Origin of the sequence: Solimonas variicoloris DSM 15731 (assembly GCF_000382285.1) — a bacterium.
GTDB classification, from domain to species: Bacteria; Pseudomonadota; Gammaproteobacteria; order Nevskiales; family Nevskiaceae; genus Solimonas; species Solimonas variicoloris.
The window spans coordinates 282,703-304,302 of sequence record NZ_KB907927.1; the positions used below are offsets into that span (position 1 = coordinate 282,703).

21 protein-coding genes are annotated in these 21,600 nt (G+C 69.5%); 7 read left to right on the forward strand and 14 right to left on the reverse strand.

Features of this window, described 5'->3' with window-relative positions:
* Positions 1–14: 14 nt before the first annotated feature.
* From H149_RS0105965 to H149_RS22610, 3 genes are all read right to left on the reverse strand, one after another.
* Complete coding sequence (locus tag H149_RS0105965; RefSeq protein ID WP_020648830.1) at positions 15–1,046, reverse strand: SRPBCC family protein; 1,032 nt, start codon at positions 1,044–1,046, stop codon at positions 15–17.
* A 235-nt stretch (positions 1,047–1,281) separates the two neighbouring features.
* Positions 1,282–2,589 (reverse strand): isocitrate lyase, encoded by a 1,308-nt coding sequence (gene aceA, locus H149_RS0105970; RefSeq protein ID WP_020648831.1) that lies wholly within the window; start codon positions 2,587–2,589, stop codon positions 1,282–1,284.
* 158 nt (positions 2,590–2,747) lie between these two features.
* Positions 2,748–3,203, reverse strand: a complete 456-nt coding sequence (locus H149_RS22610; RefSeq protein ID WP_169518317.1) for an EF-hand domain-containing protein — start codon at positions 3,201–3,203, stop codon at positions 2,748–2,750.
* Positions 3,204–3,216: 13 nt separating this feature from the next.
* Between H149_RS22610 and H149_RS0105980 the strand changes: the two genes are divergently transcribed.
* The 5 genes from H149_RS0105980 to H149_RS22025 are packed head-to-tail and all read left to right on the forward strand — an operon-like array spanning position 3,217 to position 7,363.
* Positions 3,217–3,936 (forward strand): ABC transporter ATP-binding protein, encoded by a 720-nt coding sequence (locus H149_RS0105980; RefSeq protein WP_020648833.1) that lies wholly within the window; start codon positions 3,217–3,219, stop codon positions 3,934–3,936.
* Between the two features lie 2 nt (positions 3,937–3,938).
* Positions 3,939–5,138: an ABC transporter permease gene (locus H149_RS0105985; RefSeq protein WP_020648834.1), complete on the forward strand. Its 1,200-nt coding sequence runs from the start codon at positions 3,939–3,941 to the stop codon at positions 5,136–5,138.
* 4 nt (positions 5,139–5,142) lie between these two features.
* On the forward strand, positions 5,143–5,409 hold the full coding sequence (locus tag H149_RS0105990) for an acyl carrier protein (protein ID WP_020648835.1): 267 nt from the start codon (positions 5,143–5,145) through the stop codon (positions 5,407–5,409).
* Positions 5,406–6,521, forward strand: a complete 1,116-nt coding sequence (locus tag H149_RS19940; RefSeq protein ID WP_020648836.1) for a beta-ketoacyl synthase N-terminal-like domain-containing protein — start codon at positions 5,406–5,408, stop codon at positions 6,519–6,521. Before H149_RS0105990 ends, H149_RS19940 begins: the two co-directional genes overlap by 4 nt.
* Complete coding sequence (locus H149_RS22025; protein ID WP_020648837.1) at positions 6,515–7,363, forward strand: hypothetical protein; 849 nt, start codon at positions 6,515–6,517, stop codon at positions 7,361–7,363. Before H149_RS19940 ends, H149_RS22025 begins: the two co-directional genes overlap by 7 nt.
* A gap of 7 nt (positions 7,364–7,370) precedes the next feature.
* Here the strand turns inward: H149_RS22025 and darH are convergent, their stop codons facing one another.
* From darH to H149_RS0106040, 8 genes are all read right to left on the reverse strand, one after another.
* The gene (darH, locus tag H149_RS0106005; RefSeq protein ID WP_020648838.1) at positions 7,371–8,384 is read right to left on the reverse strand and encodes a BtrH-related acyltransferase DarH; all 1,014 of its coding nucleotides are present in this window, start codon (positions 8,382–8,384) and stop codon (positions 7,371–7,373) included.
* Positions 8,381–8,776 carry a DarG family dialkylresorcinol biosynthesis protein gene (locus tag H149_RS0106010; RefSeq protein WP_020648839.1) on the reverse strand — a complete coding sequence of 132 codons (396 nt, stop codon included), beginning with the start codon at positions 8,774–8,776 and terminating at the stop codon, positions 8,381–8,383. The genes darH and H149_RS0106010 overlap by 4 nt, the downstream gene beginning before the upstream one ends.
* Positions 8,773–9,951 (reverse strand): beta-ketoacyl-ACP synthase III, encoded by a 1,179-nt coding sequence (locus tag H149_RS0106015; RefSeq protein ID WP_051101803.1) that lies wholly within the window; start codon positions 9,949–9,951, stop codon positions 8,773–8,775. The genes H149_RS0106010 and H149_RS0106015 overlap by 4 nt, the downstream gene beginning before the upstream one ends.
* Entirely contained in the window at positions 9,952–10,893 is a 942-nt protein-coding gene (locus H149_RS0106020; protein ID WP_020648841.1) for a hypothetical protein, read from the reverse strand.
* A 233-nt stretch (positions 10,894–11,126) separates the two neighbouring features.
* Positions 11,127–12,491, reverse strand: a complete 1,365-nt coding sequence (locus H149_RS0106025) for an MATE family efflux transporter (protein WP_020648842.1) — start codon at positions 12,489–12,491, stop codon at positions 11,127–11,129.
* A gap of 109 nt (positions 12,492–12,600) precedes the next feature.
* Positions 12,601–13,089: a ribonuclease E activity regulator RraA gene (gene rraA, locus H149_RS0106030; RefSeq protein WP_020648843.1), complete on the reverse strand. Its 489-nt coding sequence runs from the start codon at positions 13,087–13,089 to the stop codon at positions 12,601–12,603.
* Between the two features lie 3 nt (positions 13,090–13,092).
* The gene (locus tag H149_RS0106035; protein ID WP_039748224.1) at positions 13,093–13,599 is read right to left on the reverse strand and encodes a disulfide bond formation protein B; all 507 of its coding nucleotides are present in this window, start codon (positions 13,597–13,599) and stop codon (positions 13,093–13,095) included.
* 26 nt (positions 13,600–13,625) lie between these two features.
* Complete coding sequence (locus tag H149_RS0106040) at positions 13,626–15,158, reverse strand: fumarate hydratase (protein WP_020648845.1); 1,533 nt, start codon at positions 15,156–15,158, stop codon at positions 13,626–13,628.
* 211 nt (positions 15,159–15,369) lie between these two features.
* Here H149_RS0106040 and H149_RS23095 point away from each other — a divergent pair, with 211 nt between their 5' ends.
* The gene (locus tag H149_RS23095; protein WP_020648846.1) at positions 15,370–16,665 is read left to right on the forward strand and encodes an alkaline phosphatase family protein; all 1,296 of its coding nucleotides are present in this window, start codon (positions 15,370–15,372) and stop codon (positions 16,663–16,665) included.
* 8 nt (positions 16,666–16,673) lie between these two features.
* On the forward strand, positions 16,674–17,918 hold the full coding sequence (locus H149_RS23100) for a cytochrome-c peroxidase (RefSeq protein ID WP_020648847.1): 1,245 nt from the start codon (positions 16,674–16,676) through the stop codon (positions 17,916–17,918).
* Positions 17,919–17,974: 56 nt separating this feature from the next.
* Here H149_RS23100 and H149_RS0106055 read toward each other — a convergent pair whose 3' ends face one another.
* The 3 genes from H149_RS0106055 to H149_RS0106065 all read right to left on the reverse strand — a co-directional run bounded on the left by H149_RS0106055 (position 17,975) and on the right by H149_RS0106065 (position 21,458).
* The gene (locus H149_RS0106055) at positions 17,975–19,297 is read right to left on the reverse strand and encodes a sigma 54-interacting transcriptional regulator (RefSeq protein ID WP_020648848.1); all 1,323 of its coding nucleotides are present in this window, start codon (positions 19,295–19,297) and stop codon (positions 17,975–17,977) included.
* A gap of 375 nt (positions 19,298–19,672) precedes the next feature.
* Entirely contained in the window at positions 19,673–20,056 is a 384-nt protein-coding gene (locus H149_RS0106060; protein ID WP_020648849.1) for a VOC family protein, read from the reverse strand.
* A gap of 13 nt (positions 20,057–20,069) precedes the next feature.
* Positions 20,070–21,458, reverse strand: coding sequence for a class II fumarate hydratase (locus tag H149_RS0106065; RefSeq protein WP_020648850.1), 1,389 nt, complete (start codon positions 21,456–21,458; stop codon positions 20,070–20,072).
* Positions 21,459–21,600: the final 142 nt, after the last annotated feature.

The window sequence follows — 21,600 nt, forward strand, 5'->3', positions numbered from 1 at the left end:
CCGGCAAGGGCGGCCTACTGCACCGGCCAGATGATCTCCACCTCGCGCGCCGCGGCCGCCGTCGATGCCGGATCGCTCAGATAGCGCTCCCAGGCATCGCCGTGGTCGGCAAGCCCGGCGGCCTGCCTGAAGGCCTGGAGCGCCGCGTAAGACGGGCCGATCCGGTCGTACGGGCCGACCACGCGCTGCCGCAGCGCCGGGCCGGCGTAGCCCTGCACGAATCGGACCATTTCATCGCTCGCCGCCGCCGCTGCCGCGGCGACCGGCAGCGCCGCATCGAAGCGCCAGTCGCGCGTCGCTTCATCGAAGTGACGGGTGATCGCCAGCGGCGGACCGACGACCTCGATCTGCTTCGCCGCCAGCGCGGCGCGCAGGCGCGCATAGGCGTCGGCCAGCGCCGCGCGCCCCGCCTCGTCGCTCGAACGCCGCACTTCGCCCGAGACCAGCGCCAGCGTCTGCGCCGGCACCTCGATCAGCGCGATCGTCGCCAGCGGATCGGCGCCGACATCGGGCAGCGCTTCGAGCATCGCCCGAATCCGCTGCAGGCCCTGCTCGTAATCGGCGCCCACCCAGTCGTCGAGCTTGAGCGCGAGAAAGCGGCCAAGCAGGTCGCCGTTGAAGCGGCTGTCGTAGCTCCAGGTGATACGGGCGCCTTCGCCATCCGCGGCGATCGCCAGCGTCGACTCGCTGTCGCTGCCGAAGCCGCCGAACACCAGCCGGCTGCGGATCTCCCGGTACGGCACCGCCGCGACGATCTCCTGGCTGCCGTGACCGACGCTCGGGTGCTCGCTGCTCCAGCTGAGTTTGGCGCCGACACCCCAGAGCGGTCCTTCGTCCGCATAGAGCGTCTTCGGATCGAGCCCGGCCCACGGCGACCATTGCCGGAAGCGCTTGAAACTGTTCAGCGCCACGTAGGCCGTAGCGGGGCGCGCGCGCACGCTGATCGAACGTTCGAGATGCACGGTATCGGGCAGCGCCAGACCGATCGCGACGACGGCGATCACGGCAACGAGCGTCGCCAGCACCAGAAACTTGAGCAGCCGCATGCATCCCCCTGGCCGCGTCGCCGGCGGCGACGGCGCGCAGATGCTAACACCGGGACCGCACAGCGCCGTCGATCGTCTGCGTGAGAAATCTCCGCTTCGTACGCTCATGCCGGCGCGTTGCGCCGGAAACGGAAAAGGGCCGCGCGAGGCGGCCCTTTCCGGGTTTCAGCACCAACACTGACTGCGTCGGAGTCTCACACGTTAACCGCGGAATTCCCCGACGCCGCCCGCTTCGTCAGTGAAACTGCTCTTCTTCCGTCGAGCCGGTCAGCGCCTTGACGCTCGACGAGCCGCCCTGGATGACGGTGGTGACGTCGTCGAAGTAGCCGGCGCCGACTTCCTGCTGGTGCGACACGAAGGTGTAGCCCTGCTCGCGCGCCTTGAACTCCGGCTCCTGCACCATCTCGGTGTAGTGCCGCATGCCTTCGCCACGCGCGTAGTTGTACGCGAACTGGAAGGTGTTGTACCAGTTGATGTGGATACCGGCCAGCGTGATGAACTGGAACTTGTAGCCCAGCGCCGACAGCTCGTCCTGGAACTTGGCGATGGTCTTCTCGTCGAGGTTCTTCTTCCAGTTGAACGACGGCGAGCAGTTGTACGACAGCAGCTTGCCCGGGTTCTTGGCGAGCACGGCCTGCGCGAATTCGCGCGCGAAGCCGAGGTCCGGCGTGCCGGTTTCGCACCACACCAGGTCGGCGTACGGCGCGTAGGCGACGCCGCGCGAGATGGCCTGCTCAAGGCCGTTCTTGACGCGGTAGAAGCCTTCCTGCGTGCGCTCGCCGGTGAGGAACGGCTTGTCGTTCGGATCGTGATCCGAGGTCAGCAGGTTCGCCGCTTCGGCGTCGGTGCGGGCCAGCACGATCGTCGGCACGCCCATGACGTCGGCCGCGAAGCGCGCGGCGACCAGCTTCTCGATCGCTTCCTGGGTCGGCACCAGCACCTTGCCGCCCATGTGGCCGCACTTCTTGACGGCCGCGAGCTGGTCCTCGAAGTGCACGCCCGAGGCGCCGGCGGCGATCATGTTCTTCATCAGCTCGAAGGCGTTCAGCACGCCGCCGAAACCGGCTTCGGCGTCCGCCACGATCGGCAGGAAGTAGTCGACGAAGTCCTTGTCGCCAGGGCCGACGCCCTTGCCCCACTGGATCTCGTCGGCGCGCTTGAAGGTGTTGTTGATGCGACGGACCATCGTCGGCACGGAGTCATACGCGTACAGCGACTGGTCCGGGTACATCGTTTCCGACGTGTTGCCGTCGGCGGCGACCTGCCAGCCCGACAGATACACGGCCTCGAGGCCGGCCTTGGCCTGCTGCATCGCCTGACCGGCGGTGATCGCGCCGAAGGCGTTGACGTAGCCCTTCTTGGCTTCGCCGTTGATCGCCTTCCAGAGCTTCTCGGCACCGCGCTTGGCCAGCGTGTACTCGATCTGCAGCGAGCCGCGCAGGCGGACGACATCGGCGGCCGAGTAGGCACGCTTCACGGTCTTCCAGCGGGGGTTGGTCGCCCAGTCCTGCTCAAGGGCTTTGATCTGCTCTTCGCGCGTCATTTGCAACATTCCTCACGGGGTGAAAGAAACGGGTTCCGTAAGCCCTGTACGGACTCCCGACGGAGGTTTCAGTCACGGCGTCGGTGAGCGCGGCGGACCTATTGGGGGCCGCGATTATAGCGATCAGGTTTTGCCATTGCATATCCGCCGGATCAGCATCACGGTGTCTGTCCGGCCACTGCATTTCCCACCGTCGCCGCGTCGAGACGCTCGCGCTCGAGCGCCTGCAGTTCTTCCGGGCTCAGGCGGCCGTCGCCGTCGCGGTCGATCTCGTCGAAGCGCCGCAGCAGCACGCGCGGCAGGTCGGAGCCGGCCAGCTCCTCGCGCGACAGACCCCGATCGCCGTCGCGGTCGGCGGCACGGAACTGCGCCTCGCGCTTGCGGGCCAGCTGTTCGCGCCGCGCTTCCAGCGCCTGGCGGCGCGCGGCGTCGGCGCCGGGTGGATCGCCCGCCTGCGACGGGTCGCACGCCAGCGCGGCGGCGAGAACTGGCAAAATGAAGCACAGACGTCGGCGCATCGTGATAGACCGGCGAACGAGAACGAACCTGAATTGTCCGATGCCGCCCGCCGCGCCGCCAGCGCCGCCGGCGGTCTGTCGCCCGGACCCCAGCACTGAACCTTCGAACGTGATCCACGCCCGTGGCCTGACCAAGCTGTACCGCGGCGCTGAACAGCCGGCGCTGGCCGGCATCGACTTCGACGTCGCCGCCGGCAGCGTGTTCGGCCTGCTCGGCCCGAACGGCGCCGGCAAGACCACACTGATGTCGCTGCTGACCGGCATCCTGCGCGCCGATGCCGGACGGCTGACGGTGGCCGGCGCCGAGCTGCCGGCACAGATCGACGCGCTGCGCCCCCTGCTCGGCTTCGCGCCGCAGGAGCTGGCGTTCTATCCGGCACTGAGCGTCGACGAGAACCTGCGCCTGTTCGCCAAGCTGACGCCCGGCGCCGACGCCGCCAGCCGCGCGGCGGCGATCGCCACCGCCGATCTCGGCGCGCACCTGCAACGGCGCGCCGAGACGCTGTCGGGCGGCCTGAAGCGACGCCTGAATTTCGCGATCGCCCTGCTCGGCCGGCCACGGCTGTTGCTGCTCGACGAACCGACCGCCGGCGTCGACCCGCAGTCGCGCAACTTTCTGCTCGAACGCGTCGCCGCGCTGCGCGCCAGCGGCGTGACGGTCCTCTACAGTTCGCATTACCTGGAAGAGATCGAGCGCATCTGCGACGCCGCGCTGCTGCTCGATCGCGGTCGCGTCGTCATGCACGGCGACATCGGCACGCTGCGCGGCGCGCATGCGCGCATCGAGGATGCCTTCCTGCAACTCACCGAACGGACGCTGCGCGACTGACGATGAACGCCCTGCTCGCCCTGTCGCTGAAGGAACTGCGCCTGCTGGCGCGCGACTGGCACGGCCTCGCCGTGCTGTTCGCGGTGCCGGTCCTGTTCATCCTGCTGCTGTCGCTGGCGCTGCGCGATGCCTTCGATCCGGTCGCCAGCGCGCATCTGCGTCTGCAACTCGTCGACCAGGATCACGGCGCGCTGGCCCGCCAGTTCGCCGCCGAGCTGAAGGCGCTGCCCGGCGTCGAGTTCGACGCCCAGGCCCCGGTGCGCATCACCGTGCTGCCCGGCTTCTCCGAGCTGCTGGCGACGCGCGCCGACCTCGCCGCCGAACTGCTCGCCGGCCAGACCGAGCCGGCCTTGCTGCAGATCGACTACGCCGCCAGCACGCTGCCGCAGACGCGCGGACTCGCCGCCCTGAACGTGCGCGGGGCGCTGCTGCAGGTGCAGAGCGACTACCTGTTCCGCGAGGTGCTCGGCTACTCCGATGCGCGCCGCGCCGAGCTGCGCTATCTCGGCGATCCGCGGCGGCTGCCGATCACCGAGGCCTTCCGCGACGGCGCCGGCCGCACGGTCGCGGCGCCGACCGCCGTGCAGCAGAACGTGCCGGGCTGGCTGATCTTCGCGATGTTCTTCGCGGTCATTCCGCTCGCCACCAGCTTCGTCGTCGAGCGCAGCCAGGGCAGCCTGCTGCGCCTGCGCGTGCTCGGCGTGCCGGCCGGCACCCTGCTGCTGTCCAAGGCACTGCCGTATTACTTCGTCAATCTGCTGCAGATGCTGGTGATGCTGGCCGTCGGCATCTGGCTGGTGCCGGCGCTCGGCGGCGATCGTCTCGACCCCGGCCACAGCGCGCTCGGTCTGTGGCTGCTCGGCAGCGCCACCAGCCTCGCCGCGATCGGCCTGGCGCTGTGCGTCGCGGTCGCCGTGCGCACGACCCTGCAGGCGACCATCGCCGGCGGCGCGATCAGCCTGCTGCTCGCCGCGCTCGGCGGCGTGATGGTGCCCAAGCTGGTGATGCCGCCGGCGATGCAGAGCCTGACCCAGCTGTCGCCGATGGCCTGGAGCCTCGACGGCTTCTCGCGCCTGCTCGTCGCCGGCGGCGGCGTACCTGACATCCTGCCGGCTGGCGGCGCACTGCTGGCCTTCGCCGCGGTGACGCTCGCGCTCGCCGCGCTGCTCTACCACCACACTGTGCAATCCCACCCCGGTTGATCCCATGAAAGGCTCGCAAGACGCGGCGCTGAAGCTGCGCCTCAAGCAACTGATCGTTCGCGAAACGGACAAGGCTGTCGATCCGGCGACGGTGCCCGACGACCAGCCGCTGTTCGGGCCGAAGTCGGCGCTGGAACTCGATTCGGTCGACGGCCTGCAGATCTCGATGGCGCTGCAAATCGAGTTCGGCCTGCGCGTCGAGGACCCCAAGCAGATGCGCCGCCTGCTCGCCGACGTCAACACGCTCGCCGACCACCTGCAGCCGCAATGACGCGCGCCGTCTATCTGCGCGGCGCGCAGGCGCACTGCGCCGCCGGCGTCGACGCCGGGGCGATCGCCGCGACCTGCCGCGCCGCCACGCCGGCGCCGGCCGACGTGCGCTTCCGCAGTCTCGGCAACGAGATCGTGCTGCCGTACTTCCGCGCCGCCGGCGTCGAAGCGGCGACGCCCGCTCTCGCCGCGCGGGCGCTCGGCGACGCCGATCGGGGCACGCCGCGCCTCGGTCTCTACTTCGGCAGTTCCTCGGCCGGCATCGCCGCGCACGAACGCGCCTACGTCGAGGCGCGCGCCGCCGGCCGCGACGATTTTCCGATCCACTCGCCCGACCAGAGCCGCAGCGCGCGCCGCCTGCACGACACGCTCGGCCTGCGCGGGCCGTACTACACCCTGAGCACCGCCTGCTCGAGCGCCGCCAACGCCCTGCTCTACGCCAGCTTCGCGCTGCGCGACGGGGTACTCGACGAAGCGCTCGCGGTCGGCGTCGAGGAAGAGAATCAGGTTTCGCAACAGGGCTTCTTCAGCATGATGCTGGCGACGCGCACGCGCAGCCGGCCGTTCGACGCGCGCCGCGACGGCATCGTGCTCGGCGAATGCGCGGCGGCGCTGCACCTGTCGGCGACGCGCGGCGCGGCGCGCTGGCAGCTGCTCGGCGGCGCCAGCCTCTGCGACGTCTCGCACCCGACCAATCCGTCGCCGCAGCGCATCGCCGACACCATCGTCGCGGCGCTGGCCGACGCCGGCGTCGCGCCGCGCGAGGTCGCCGCGATCAAGGCGCACGGCACCGGCACGCGCGCCAACGACCTTGCCGAAGCGCTCGGCCTGCGCCAGGTGTTCGGCGACACGGTGCCGCCATTCACCTCGCTCAAGCCGGTGTTCGGCCACACGCTCGGCGCCTGCGGCGCGCTCGAGACCGCCGCCTTCGTCGCCTGTCTCGAACGCGGTTTCGTGCCGGCGACGGCCGGCTTCGAGGAAGAGGACGACGAGCTCGGCATCGCGCCGCTGCGCGCGCCGGCGCCCTGGCGCGGCGGCATCGTCCTACTCAACTATTTCGGCTTCGGCGGCAACAACTGCTCGCTGCTGCTGCGGGAACTGCCGCCATGCTGAATATCGCCGGTTTCGGACGCCATGTCGGCGCACTCGGCGCCGCGCCGGAGGACTTGCGCGCGCAGCTGCTGGCGCTCGGCGTCAGCGTGCGCCGCGTCAACCGCTTCATCGAGCTGGCCCTGCTCGGTGCGCTGCGCTGCCGCGCCAACGGTGGCGACATCGGTGCCGACGCGGCCCTGTACGCGGCGGCCGAGACGCCGATGCTCAACGACTGCGTCAAGGCGCTGCGCTCGACGATCGCCGAGCAGCGTCCGCCGACGCCGTTCGAGTTCATGAACATCTCCGGCAACATGGCCGGCTTCTACATCGCCCAGCAACTCGGCATCGGTGGCCCGCAGCTCGCCGTCGCGCGCCGCCACGGCGGCCTCGAAGCCGGTTTCGAACTGCTCGGCATCAGCCATCGCAGTCACCGCCGCGCGCTGCTCGGCTGTGTCGACGAGGGCGTCTGGCCACTCGACGAGCAACGCGAACGCCTCGGCCTCGCGGCCGACGCGACGCTGTACGAGAGCAGCCACTGGTTCCACATCGACGCCGATTGCGCGACGCCGCTCGCCCGCGTCGCGGCGCTGCTGCCGCAGGCCGAGTACGGCGCGATCGAGACCGAGCTGCGCGCACTGCCCGGCGGCACGCGCATCGCCCTGCATCCGCGGCTGGAGCGCGACGCGCCGCCGCTGCCGGCGACGCTCGAGCGGCTGCCCGGCCACGACCTGCGCGGCCAGGGCGCCTGCGCCGAAGCGCTGTACCGCTATCTGGACAGCGGCGCGGCGGGGCCGTGGTGCCACCTGAGCCGCGGCGAGGACGGCCTGTGGTCTCTGCTGCGCGCGCAGCCGGGCGCGAGCTGAGCGCCCGCTAGGCGGCGCGCGCCTTCGACCAGGCCTTGAGCGCTTCGTAGTTGGCGCGCTCCTCGGCGGCACACTCGCGCAGCAGCGCGGCGAGCCGCGCCGGCGTCACGTCCGGCTTCTTGCGCGCGAAATGCGCGCCGGCCAATGCGAAGCGGCGCCAGGTGTCGCCGCAATCCGTCATGCGCTGCGCGGCAGCGCGCAGCGCCGGATCGTCGAGCCGCTCGCCGGCTTCCTGAAGGAAGGCCGCGTACATGAAGCGGAAGCCGCCGCCGCCGGTGCCGATCTCCTCCTGCATGCGGATCACGTTGCCGACGAACAGGCGCTGCCAGCGCAGATCCGGGTTCTTGCGCTCGAGCGTCTCGATGCGCCGCGCGAGGCCTTCGATCGCGCGCACCCCGACGTATGGGAGCGGCGTGTGCAGCATCATCTTCCAGGTCTTGCCGATCGCGCGCCGCGTCGCCGCGTGCAGGTCGAACTGCTTCGGCAGCGCCTGCGGGTAGTACAGCAGGCCCTTCGGCGCGAAAGTGCCGCGCGCGTAGCGCGCCTTGCGCAGGTCGGCGGCGGCGCAGCGCTGCGGCCGGTCGAACACCGGATCGCTGATCAGGTAGTCGTCGCCGTCCTTGCCGTAGACGATCAGGTTGTGCGCGTTGAAGTGGAAGCGCATTTCCGGCGGGAAGTACGGCAGCCAGTAGACCGAGGCCTGCAGGCCGACCGGACGGCCGCCGGCGAGCTCGGCGTCGAGCGCCGCCATCGCCGCGTCGGGATCGCCGAAACGCTGCTTGCGCATCGTCAGGCCGAGCGCCTTGCGCAAACCGCCGTAGACGCTGCCCGGCGGCATGCGGTACGCGGTGATCGGAAAGCCGCCGACCTTGACGAGCGGAAAGTGGAAGAAGGTCAGCGAAGCCGACAGGCCGAGCGCCATCGGCTCGCTGAGCTCGATGCCGTAGTGGCGCAGCAGGCTGCTGGTCACGCCGGTCTCGCAGTGGCCGGCGTGGCGATGCTCGAAGTTTTCGACTTTCACGGCAGTTTCTTGAGTTCGTCGACGCCCAGGCCAAGCGCGTCGGCGTAGGCCTGCAGACGGTGTGCGCGCAGGCGTGCGAAGGCCTGCGGCTGCAGCGCGCGGCGCACACTGCAACGCCAGAAGCCGGTGCTCTGCGCCAGTGTCGGCAGATCCATGCGGCGGGCGTACATGTGATATTCGAGCGGCGAGCACTCGCCGCGCCGGGCACGCTGCAGCGCCGCCTGCGCGAGCCGCTCGAACTCGGCGATCGCATCGCCGGTGACGGTCGCCTCGACCTGCCAGCCGCTCGAGCCGACAGTCTCGTAGTGGCCATCGCGGCCTACCGCATAAACCGCCTTGCGCTGCTCGCCGTAGTACGACAGGCCGTCCTGCGGCACCTCGTCGTGCTTCACGGACCGACCACCGTCAGGGCGACGAAGGCAATCGAGAAGCGACCGCTCTCCGGGACGTAGCAGAGAATGCGCTGGCCCGGGCGCAGCGCCTGCGACCGCATCAGGTCGTCCAGCAGCAGGTACATCGACGCCGAGCCGACGTTGCCGCGGTAGCGCAGGTTGGTGAACCAGCGCGAACGCGGAATCTTCCAGTCGTCCGGCATGACTTCCCACATCACGTCGGCGAAGTGCGCCGACGAGTAATGCGGCACATACCAGTCGACCTCGTCGACGCGCAGGCCGCGGCGCTCGATCATCGCCTCGAAGGCGCGCCGCGAGCTGATGCGGATGCCGTCCTCGAGCAGGCGCACGTCCTGCTTCAGCGACAGCAGCGAACGGTCGGCGACGGCCTGCATCGAGCCGAGCTCGCGCCAGCCCATCAGGCGTCCTTCGGCGGTCTTCTCGGCGCCGGCGTACATGCAGGTCGGCAGTTCGTGCGCGTACGACCACTGGTCGATCCAGTCGATGCGCAGCGACAGCCCGTCGGCGCGCGCGTGGTCTTCCAGCAGCATCGCGCCGGCGCCGTCCGACAGCATCCAGCGCAGAAAGTCCTTCTCGAAGGCGATGACCGGCTTCTTCTCGAGCGCGGCGACGCGCGCCTCGTTCTCCGCCTCGAAGTTCCAGGCGCGCATGAAGGTCGAAGCCGTCTCCGAGCCGGTGGCGACGGCATTCCGCGTCAGTCCGGCCAGCACCGACATGTAGGCGTACTTCAGCGACATCACGCCGGACACGCAGATGCCGGCAGTCGCAACGACCTCGCAGGGATGGCTGCCGAGTTCGCCGTGCACCATCACGCCATGATTCGGCGCGATCTGATCGGGCGTGCTCGTGCCGCAGGCCAGCAGTTCGATGTCGTCGATCGCGAAGCCGTCGCCCGCCAGATCGCGGACCGCCTCGGCGGTCAGCTGCGCATTGCTGTGCGTCTGGCGGCCGGATTCCGGATCGAACACGTAGTGCCGCGCCTGGATGCCATTGCTGCGCAGCACCAGCGCGCGCGCGCGCGACGGCCTGCCGCCAACCTGACCGAGCACCGCCTCCATGCGGTCATTGTCGACCGGAGCGTTCGGCAGGGCTGTGCCGATACGCGTGATGAAGACTCCGGCCGGAGCAGATTTTTCCGAAGAACGAGCACTCATTTACCTCGACACCCTCAGCAATTCCGTCCCCGACCCGGACGGTTGTTCGAAATAGGCCTTCTGCGCACGTTGGCGCTCGGCCGTCAGCGGCCGCAGCGCGGCACGCAGCAGCATCGTCACCGGCACGATGGTGACGATCATGGCGATCAGGAAAGCGGCGTAGACCAGCAGCACCGGACGCCGCCGCCACGAGCCCTGCGGGCCGAGCGCGCGGATCAGGCGTCCCCAGATCTGGAAGCTGCGGCGGCCGATCCGCTCGCTCGGCAGCAGACGCACGTCGGCCTTGACGGCGCCGAGCCCGCGCAGCACCGGCGTGCGGCCGTCGAGACGGCCGTCGTGCAGCGCCGCGGCGAGCGCGGTGCCGAAGCGCGCGGCGCCGGCGATCTGCGCATCGCTCAGGCCGGCCGCCGGCAGGCCCCAGAACGCTTCACGCCGGCCGCTGAGCATCCAGCGCGGTGTGGTGATGAAGGTCGCGAAGCTGGGGCCGGCGTCGGTCAGCACGATGTTGTCGGACAGCCGCGCGCCGGCCGCGGCGAGCAGGTCCTTGACGCACTCCTGGGCGAGCAGCCACATGTTGCGGCAGCCGATCAGCGTCACCACCGGCGTATCGCGCAGCAAGCGCCGCCCCGGCTCGGAACGCAGGAACGCGGTCACCGGCGGCGCCGGCGACAGGAACCAGACGGTGTACGCGAGGATCACGAGGTCGTAGCGCGCGTCGGCGGCGATCGGCAGCGGCTGCAGCGGCGGCGGATCCAGATGTACCGCCTCGGGAAACTGATCGAAGAAACGGAAGAACGGCCACGGGAACGGATACGGCTCGCGTGGCTGCAGCGGGCAGTGGTCGACGGCGATGCCGGCCGCGCTCAGCGGCGCGCACACCGATTCGGCAAGCCGGCGCAATTGGCCGGTCTGCGAGTAGTAGACCAACAGAACGCGTTTCATTCCCCTTCCCGCCCGCATCCCCGCACCCAAACGACAAGGGCGCGGTTTACGCGCCCTAGTCACCAGCAATCGGATGCGAGTGTAATCAGAACCTCGACATCGCGCTCCGCAGGCCGGCGCCGGACTGCGACGCCCGGCACACGGGGCGCGGAAACCGCGAACTATAGCCACGCGCTTCTGCGCCCCGCAACGTCGAACACCGCGGTGTCAGGCATCCGACAGAAACGCCGCCCTCAGGCCAGCGACGTCCGCTCCAGCGGCAGCAGATGGCGATGCAGTTCGCAGCGCAACAGCAGCAGATTGAGCGCGAGCTGCAGCAGCGTCCCGCCGATCGACAGCGCCCATAGCCAGACCGGCGCGAAATCCGCATGCGCCGACAGCAGCAGACCGACGGTGACGATGAAGCCGAAACGTACGACCGTACCGAACAGCGAGGGCAGCGTGTTGCCGAAGCCGGCGAACACGCCGCCGCAGGCCGCCACGACGCCCATCGCCAGCAGGTTCCACGAGATCCAGCGCAGGAACTCGGCGCCATAGCGGATGACCGCCGGATCGGCCGAGAACGGCCGCATCAGCGCGTCCGGCGCCAGCTGGAAGACGAGGCAGAACAGGCCGACGGCGGCCAGGTTCAGCTTGAGGGCCTCGACGAAGGCCTGCCGCACGCGGCCCGGCTGTCCGGCGCCGAAGTTCTGGCCGACGATCGCCGCGGTCGCGAAACTGATCGCCATCGCCGGCATCACGCCGAACTGCAGCACGCGCATGCCGATGCCGAACGCCGCCTGCGGCGCCGCGCCGAAGGAGCGCAGCATCGCCATGATGAAACCGAAGTAGACCGCCAGCACGCCGAGTTCGAGCCCGGACGGCAGGCCGATGCGGACCATGCGCCGCCAGACCGCCGGCTGCGGCCGCCAGGCCGCCGCGTGGCGATCGAGGAAGCGATCCTGGCGCAGCACGTGGATCAGCAGGCCGGCCATGCCGATCAGCACCGCGATCAGCGTCGTCAGCGCCGCCCCGGCGACGCCGAGCGGACGGCCGGTCCCCCAGCCGAAGATCAGCACCGGCGCCAGGACGATGTTGAGCAGCACCGTGCCGAGCTGGGCGAACGACGCCGAGCGCACGTCGCCGACGCCGCGCAGCGCGGCAGACAGCACGAACATCGGGATCTGCAGCGCCATCGCCGGAATGAACGGTACGAGGAACTCGCGCGTCAGGCGCGCCACCTCGGCGCTGCCGGCGAGGCGGTCGCTGTACGGGCCGTAGAGTGCCAGCGCGACCACCAAGAACAGCAGCGCCAGCAGCGCCGACAGCAGCTGCGACTGCGTGAACAGCCGGCGCGCCTCGTCGAAGTCCTTGCGCCCGGCCGCCTGCGCGACCAGCGCGGTGGCGCCGACCGACAGCGTCTGCGCGACCGCCATCAGCGCCATCATCAGGTTGCTGCCGAGGGCGACCGCGGCGACGGCATCACGGCCGAGACGGCCGACCCAGAAGATGTCGATCAGGCCATACGCCGTCTGCACCAGCATCGTCAGCAGCATGAAGCCGCTCATCCGCAGCAGGTGGCCACGGACGGCGCCGCCGGTCAGGTCACGCGCGGCCATGGAAGGATCCGGAAAAAAGGCCGCGTAGCGTGCCCGGCGCCGCGGCGGCCGGCAAGCCGCCGCGGCTCAGCGCCCCGGCCGCCTCATGCCGGGGCGCGCGCCGCCGCGTTCAGGACTTCTCGTGAATCGGCGTATCCGAAACGACGATGCCGTCGGCATCGGCGTACAGCCACTGGCCCGACTTGAAGGTCACGCCGGCAAAGGTGACGACACGATTGCGGTGTCCGGTGTGCAGGCCCTTCTCCGACTTGCGCGGGTGAGTGCCGAGCGCCTTGATGCCGATTTCCTGCTCGGCCAGTTCCTCGGAGTCACGGACGAAGCCGTTGACGACGATACCGGCCCAGCCGTTGTCGACACCGAGCTGGCCGAGGTTGCCGCCGACCAGCGCGCAGCGCGCCGAGCCGCCGCCGTCGACCACCAGCACCTGGCCGTTGCCGCGCTCCTCGAGCAGTGCGCGCACCATCGTGTTGTCCTCGAACACCTTCAGCGTGACGACGGGGCCGTGGAAGGCCGACACGCCGCCGAAATCGCCGAACACCGGATCGGCGACCTGCGCCTCGGGGTGGGCATCGGAAAGATCGGTCGTCGCAAAGCTCATGCATTATCTCCTTTCAAGCGTCCTTGCCAGAACGGGCAGCAACAGGGAATACAGCGTCAGGCCGATGAAGCTGATGAGAACCCAGCCGGGCAGCGCGATGCCGAGCCACTGCGCGTCGATCTTGGCGCAGTTGCCGTCGCCGCGCAGCACGGTCATCACCACTTCGTTGACCGGCATCATCTCCATCAGATAGTCGAGCGTAGGCCCGCAGGCCGGCACCTGATCCGGCGGCAGGCTCTGCAGCCAGACGTGGCGCCAGGCGATGCCGATGCCGACGAGCGACGCCAGCGCCGCGAGCCCGGCGTAGACCCGGCGCCCCCAGTCGCGGGGACCATGGATCGCCGCGATCAGGAAGATCGCGCCGACCGCCGCCATCGCCACGCGCTGGAAGATGCAGAACGGACACGGCTCGTAGCCGAGCGTGTTCTGCAGATAGACAATCGCGAACGCGAGCGCGCCGTAGCAGGCCGCGAAGCCGAGCAGGCACAGCAGGCGGAAGTTCAGGCGCATCATCAGGCTCCGTGGCGGCGCCGCGCTCAGGCGAGCGCGACCGGGATCGTGCCGATCTTGCCGGCGATCTTCTGCTGCCAGAGCTTGGGACCGGTCTCGTGCACCGAGGTGCCCTGCGCGTCGACCGCGACCGTCACCGGCATGTCCTGGACCTCGAATTCGTAGATCGCTTCCATGCCGAGATCCTCGAAGCCGACGACCTTGGCCGCCTTGATCGCCTTGGCGACCAGATAGGCCGCGCCGCCGACCGCCATCAGGTACGCGCTCCGGTGCTTCTTGATCGACTCGATCGCGACCGGACCGCGCTCGGACTTGCCGATCATCGCGATCAGGCCGGTCTGGCCGAGCATCATTTCGGTGAACTTGTCCATGCGCGTCGCCGTGGTCGGGCCGGCCGGGCCGACGACTTCATCGCGCACCGGATCGACCGGGCCGACGTAGTAGATCACGCGGTTGGTGAAATCGACCGGCAGCTTCTCGCCGCGGGCCAGCATGTCCTGGATGCGCTTGTGCGCGGCATCGCGGCCGGTCAGCATCCGGCCGTTCAGCAGCAACGTCTGGCCCGGCTTCCAGCTGGCGACTTCTTCACGGGTCAGCGTGTCGAGATTGACGCGCGTCGCCGTCTGCGTGTTCGCCTGCCAGGTCACCTTCGGCCAGTCCTCGAGCTTCGGCGTCGGCAGATGAGCCGGACCCGAGCCGTCGAGATGGAAGTGCACGTGACGCGTCGCCGCGCAGTTCGGGATCATCGCCACCGGCAGGTTCGCCGCGTGCGTCGGGTAGTCGAGCACCTTGACGTCGACGACCGTGGTCAGGCCGCCGAGGCCCTGGGCGCCGATGCCGAGATTGTTGACCTTCTCGTACAGTTCGAGGCGCAGTTCCTCGGCCCGGTTCTTCGGTCCACGGCTCTTGAGCTCGTGGATGTCGACCGGCGCCATCAGCGACTCCTTGGCGAGCAGCATCGCCTTCTCCGGCGTGCCGCCGATGCCGATGCCGAGGATGCCCGGCGGGCACCAGCCGGCGCCCATCGTCGGCACCGTCTTCAGCACCCAGTCGACGATCGAGTCGCTCGGGTTAAGCATCGCCATCTTCGACTTGGCTTCCGAACCGCCGCCCTTGGCGGCGCAGATCACCTCGACGTGATCGCCCGGCACGATCTCGTAGTGGATCACTGCCGGCGTGTTGTCGCGGGTGTTGCTGCGCTTGCCGGCCGGATCGGCCAGCACCGAGGCGCGCAGCTTGTTGATCGGATCGTTGTAGGCGCGGCGCACGCCTTCGTTGACCATCTCGGTCACCGACAGCGTCGCGTCCCAGCGCGCGTTCATGCCGACCTTGAGGAACACGGTGGCGATGCCGGTGTCCTGACAGATCGGGCGATGGCCTTCGGCGCTCATCCGCGAGTTGGTCAGGATCTGCGCGATCGCGTCCTTCGCCGCCGGATTCTCTTCACGCTCGTAGGCCTCGCCGAGCGCTTTCACGTAGTCGAGCGGATGGTAGTAGCTGATGTACTGGAAGGCGTCGGCAATCGACTGGATGAAGTCTTCCTGGCGAATCGTGGACATTGACGGGCTCGGGACTTTTGCGGGGGCTGAAGCGCTGGGTGCGAATAACGGGAATTTCCGGGCGCGAATGCTAGCGGAAAACGGCGGTCGATGACCGCGCGCCAGCGTCTTGCTGACGCTCCGGTCATCCAAACGTCATCGTGGGGCCGTAGTTTTCGGCCGCGCCGCCATACCCGCCGGCCCCATCCCCTTCCCCTGCCGGAAAACCATTATGTTCAGAAAAATCAAAGGCACCGTCGTCGCCGCCGGCGCGGCGCTGAGCCTGTGCGCCGGTCTTGGCGTGCTCGTCGCCTGCAGCGACGACGACCACGGCAGCGCGATCAAGACGCAGCAGGACATCCGCCACGTCTTCGTCATCGTCATGGAGAACAAGAACTTCGCCGACACCTTCGGCAGCAGCACGCAGAATCCGTACATGCGCGAGCTGGCGACCCAGGGCGCGCTGCTGAGCGAGTACTACGGCACCGGCCACGTCAGCCTCGACAACTACGTCGCGATGATGAGTGGCCAGCCGTCGACGAAGGACACCGAGAGCGACTGCTTCCAGGGCTTCAACGACGCCATCGCCGACGGCTGGGACACCGACAATCCCAAGGTCCTGAAGGTCAAGGACGGCGCCGGCTGCGTCTACCCGGCCAGCGTCAGGACATTCCCCCAGCAGCTCGACGACCAGGGCTACCGCTGGAAGGGCTACATGGGCGACATGGGCAACGACCCGACCCGCGAAGCGGCGACCTGCGGCCACCCGCAGATCGGCGCGATCGACAATACGCAGGCGGCGCAGGCGCCGACCGCGGACGTGCCGGAAGGCGACCAGTACGCGACGCGCCACAATCCCTTCGTCTACTTCCACTCGATCATCGACGATCAGGCGTACTGCGACGCGCACGTCGTCAACCTCGACAGCCATCTCGAGAACGACCTGAAGTCGATCGACACGACGCCGAACTTCGTCTTCATCACGCCGAATCTCTGCGACGACGGCCACGACGGCGACGGCACCGGCGCCAAGCCCTGCGTCAACGGCGACAAGGGCGGCCTCGCCTCGATCGACGCCTTCCTGCAGAAGTGGATCCCGATCATCCAGGCCTCGCCCGCCTACCAGAAGGACGGCCTGATCATCATCAACTTCGACGAGTCCGCCGACATCCAGCCGGCCGGCACCGGCACGCACAATGGCAAGACGACGGTCATCCTCAATCTGCCCGGCGCTGCCTGCTGTGGCCAGAAGGTCGGCCCGAACGTGACGCGGCCGGACGACCAGTACCTGCCGGTCAGCGCGACGATGGAATACCAGCTGCACTACGTCGGCGTCGGCGGCGACCGCACCGGGGCGATCCTGCTGTCGAAGGCGATCAAGCCGGGCACGGTCAGCGACACGCCGTACAACCACTATTCGCTGCTCCGGAGCCTCGAAGACATCTTCGAGACCGGCGAGTACCTGGGCTACGCCGACGAGGACGGCCTGCAGCCGTTCGGCAAGGACGTATTCACCGCGCTGCCGTAAAGCCCGCGGTGCACGCACGCCTTCTGGCCGGCGCCGCGGCGGCGGCGCTCGGCCTCGGGCTCGTCGCCTGCGGGCGCGAGCCGGCCGCCTCGGCATCGGCCGCCGCCGCCCGAACCCCTGCGGCGATGGCCGAACTCGGGCGCCTGGCGTTCTTCGATCCGTCGCTGTCGGCGTCCGGGCGCCAGTCCTGCGCGAGCTGCCATGATCCCGCGCACGCCTACGGTCCGCCGAACGCGCTGGCGGTGCAGCGCGGCGGCGCCGACCTGCAAGGCTATGGCACCCGCGCGGTGCCGTCGCTGCGCTACCTGCGGCGCACGCCGATCTGGTTCAAGACTTACGTCGGCAATCCGCGCGAACGTCTCACCGACACCGACAACGTGCCGGTCGGCGGCTTCACCTGGGACGGACGCTTCGACACGATGGCGGAGCAGGCGGCGTTTCCGCTGCTGGCGGCGAACGAAATGGCCAATGCCAGCGCCGAAGCCGTGGTGCGGAGCCTGTCGCGCAGCGCCTATGCCGATCAGTTTCGCAGCGTGTTCGGCGCCGACATCTTCACGCGGCCGGCCGATGCCCTCGCCGCGCTCGGCCAGGCGCTGCAGCGCTTCCAGCTCGACGATCCGAGCTTTCAGCCGTACAGCAGCAAGTTCGACGCCGTGCTCGACGGCGAGGCGCGCTTCACCGCGCAGGAGCAGCGCGGCTTCGAGCTGTTCCGCGATCGCGAGCGCGGCAACTGCGCGGCCTGCCATCCCGTGCAGATGGGCGCGAACGGCGCGCATCCGCTGCTGACCGATTTCAGCTTCGAAGCGCTCGGCGTGCCGCGCAATCCGGAAATTCCGGCCAACGCCGATCCGGCCTACTACGACCTGGGCCTCTGCGGCCCCGTGCGTACCGACCAGCGCCACGAGAAGTCCTGGTGCGGACTGTTCAAGACGCCGTCGCTGCGCAATGTCGCCACGCGCGGTGCCTTCTTCCACAACGGCCGCTTTCACACGCTCGAGGCGGCGCTGCGCTTCTACGTGCAGCGCGACGCGCGGCCGGCGCAGTGGTATCCGCATCCGGACGGCCCGCAGCGCTACGACGACCTGCCGCCGGCATTGCAGGACAACGTCGACCACATCAATCCGCCGCTGACCCAGCGCAAGGGCGACGAGCCGGTATGGAACGCAGCCGAGATCGGCGCCGTGCTGGCGTTCCTCGCCACCCTGAGCGATGCCGACGCGCAACCGGTGCCGCCCGCCCCGCAAGCGCCGTGAACGAAAAAGGCCGGCCTGTTCCGGCCGGCCTTCGTCACGCTCCGCCGTGCTGCGGCTTACGCCACTGCGTAGAGCTGGTGGCTGTGGTGGTTGGCCGGCTCCCAGAGCTTGAGGCCGGCATCGATCTCTTCGGTCTGGATCAGGGTGTCGCCGCCGCGGATGCCGTAGTCGACGAAGGCCGACTCCAGCACGCGCACCAGCGCGCGGATGTTGCCGTGCCAGCGGCACTGTTTGATGCGCAGCCACGCTTCCTCGCTGACGCCCTTGGGCTGCGTCCAGCTCGTGCAGCGGTCCGAGAGCTTGGCCAGCGTGGTCGCGACCACGGCGATCATGTCCTCCTCGCGCTTGTGCAGCTCCGGCACCGACAGCGTGGCGGCGCCGATGCGCGTGAACTCGTCGATGTTCACCGAGTTCTGCAGCGTCTCCCAGCTGCGATTGGTCGCGAACACGATCGCGCACTCGAGCGGCTGCTTGGCGCTGGCGCCGAACGGCAGGTACTGGCCGTTGTCGAAAGCCTCCATCAGTACTTCCATCACCGGACCGGTGATGCCGTGGCTCTCGTCGATGAAGCAGACGCCGTCGCGCGCATGCATGAACGCGCCGGTGCGCGCGCCGCTGCCGGCGAAGGCGCCGGACACGTGGCCACAGAGCAGCGACTTCACCGCCGCCTTGTCGCCGGTGTTCTCGGCGGCGAGGTTCACGGACACGAAGCGGCCGCGATTGCGCACCAGGTAGTAGTAGAACGCCAGCGAGGTCTTGCCGCTGCCCGGGCCGCCGAGCAGATAGGTGCGGTGGATGCCGTTCGCGGCGTAGGCGCGGATGCGGGCGACCAGCGCCTGCAGTTCCGGGCTGAACACGTAGAAATTGCGCATCGGCGAGTTCTCGACTTCGGTCGAGATCGGCATGCGGATCAGGTTGTCCTCGATCACCGGAATCAGGCGCTGCGGCAGCTGGCGGACCGCGCTCTCGGCGTTCGGCGCCAGCATCAGGCGCACACCGGCCAGGCGGTTCTCGTTGCCGCGCCGGGTCAGCCATTCGCCGAGCGCGGTCAGCTGCGCGTTGGTGACGGCGACGATCAGCGTCGTGCTGCGGCCGGCGGCGCGCGCGGCGAGCACGGCGTCGGCGAGGCCGTCGAGCAGGCTCGGCGCGAGCAACAGGCTCAGCACGAAATCGGCTTCCGGCGGCACCATCTGCGCGCCGAGCTCGGCGGCGCTGCACAGCTCGTGGCGCCGGCCTTCCGGGATCAGCAGCGAGAGGTTGCGCGACAGTTCGGCGTCGCGGGCGTGGAAGTCCGACGCGTAGATGCGCAGATACGGCTGCGGCTGCCGTTCGAGCGTCGGCGTCGCCGGCCCCGATTTGCGTGTGCTGATACCGAACATATCCGTCCCCTGGACTCGATCGTGGGACGCAGCGTACGGGCCGCATGACGGTGGCGCCGGCCGGCACCGATGAAGCGCCGCGCCCCGCCGACCGACGGCGCGCCGGCCTGGAATCGAAATTGCCTGCGCCGCGCTCGTCGCCCGCCAGGCGCCGTTCGTCTCCCGCCGATCGGCCCTCGCCGTCCGCGCTCACGACGGCAGTGCCCCAGCCGCGTTCCGATCGCGTTCGGGAGTGCGCACCTTCGCGGCGCGTAGCGCTGCCGGGCGCCGGCTGGCGACGGCACGCCCTTTGGAGACGCTGACGCGGCGGCCAGCGGCCGCCGCGCCGAAGACCCGCGCGTCACGCCTGCGGCGGCCGGCAGCGCGCCGCCGAGGTCAATCCGGATAGTTGGAGACTTCGATCAGGTTGCCGTCCGGATCGCGGAAGTAGACCGATTCGACCGCGCCGAGCGCGCCGGCGCGCGCGACCGGGCCGGCCTCGATCGCGATGCCGAAGCGTTCGAGCTGGCTGACGATCTCCTTGATCGGCGTGGTGCTGACGAAGCACAGATTGGCCGAACCGCGCGTCGGATGCGCGGCGTGCGGCGTGGCCGGCGCGCCAACCGGATAGAGCTTGAGCTGCTGCGTGCCGAAAGCCAGCGCGTGGCGGCCGTCGCCGGCGTGCAGCGGCCGCATGCCGAGCACCTCGCGGTAGAAGCGGATCGTCGCGTCCAGGTCGTGGACGTTGAGGACCAGATGGTCGATTCGTTCGATATGCATGTGCGTCTCCGCTTCAGGCCTCCACGCCGCCGTGCGTCAGTTTTTCGGGGTCCAGCAGCCGCGCCAGCTCGGCCCGCGGCAGGCCGGTCGCCTGCGCCGCGACGTCGAGGATCGGCCGGCCCTCCTGGTACGCCTGCTTGGCGATCGCCGCGCCCTTCTCGTAGCCGATGCGCGCGTTGAGCGCGGTGATCAGGATCGGATTCTTCGCCAGCGCCTCGCCGATGTGCGCGCGGCGCACGCGAAAGCCGGCGATCGCACGTTCGGCGAGCAGCGTCGCGACGCTGGCTTCGAGCTCGATGCTCTGCAGCAGGTTCAGCGCGATCACCGGCAGCATCACGTTGAGCTGGAAATTGCCGGCCTGCGCGGCGACGGTGATCGTCGCGTCGTTGCCGATGACCTGCGCGCAGACCATGCAGGTCGCCTCCGGAATCACCGGATTGACCTTGCCCGGCATGATCGACGAGCCCGGCTGCAGCGTCGGCAGCTCGATCTCGCCGAGCCCGGCGAGTGGGCCGGAATTCATCCAGCGCAGATCGTTGGCGATCTTCATCAGCGAGCAGGCAATGGTCTTCAGCTGGCCGGACAGCTCGACCGCCGCGTCCTGCGCCGACAGCGCCTCGAAATAATTGTCCGCGGCGACGAAGCGCAGGCTGGTGCGCGCGGCGAGCGCGCGCGCGAAGCGCTTGCCGAAGCGCGGATCGGCATTGATGCCGGTGCCGACCGCAGTGCCGCCGAGCGCCAGCTGCAGCAGGCGCGGCTGCACCGCGTCGAGCCGTTCGAGGCCATGGCGGATCTGCGTCGCCCAGCCGGACAGCTCCTGGTCGAAGCGCACCGGCATCGCGTCCATCAGATGCGTGCGGCCGGTCTTGGTGACACCCTTGAGCTGGCGCGCGCGGCGCTCGATCGTGCCCGCCAGCTGCTTCAGCGCCGGCTTGAGCCGATCGTGCACGAGCAGCGCGCCGGCGACGTGGATCGCGGTCGGGATCACGTCGTTGGAGCTCTGCCCGTAGTTGACGTGATCGTTCGGATGCACCTTCTGGCGCAGGCGCCGGGCCGCGAGGTGGGCGATCACCTCGTTGGCATTCATGTTGGTCGAAGTCCCCGAGCCGGTCTGGAACACGTCGATCGGGAACTGCGCGTCGTGGCGGCCGGCGGCGACCTCGAGCGCGGCGACGGCAATCGCCTCGGCGCGCGCCGCGTCGAGGCGCCCGAGCCCGGCGTTGACCTGCGCCGCGGTCGCCTTGATCAGGCCCAGCGCGCGGATGAAGGCGCGCGGCATCGCCAGACCCGACACCGGGAAGTTCTCGACCGCGCGCTGCGTCTGCGCGCCCCACAGCGCCTCGGCGGGGACCTTGAGCGCGCCGAGGCTGTCGTGCTCGATGCGGAAAGCGGCTTTGGCCATGCGTTCAGGGCTCCATGCGAATGAGATCGCCGCCGTGCCGCGCGGAAAGCCCTGCGCGGCGCCGGCCTCGGATAAAATGCGCGCCCAGCCTACACCGGGGCTGCTGCGCCTGCCGACCGGCCGCCGCGCGACCCGCCTGCCG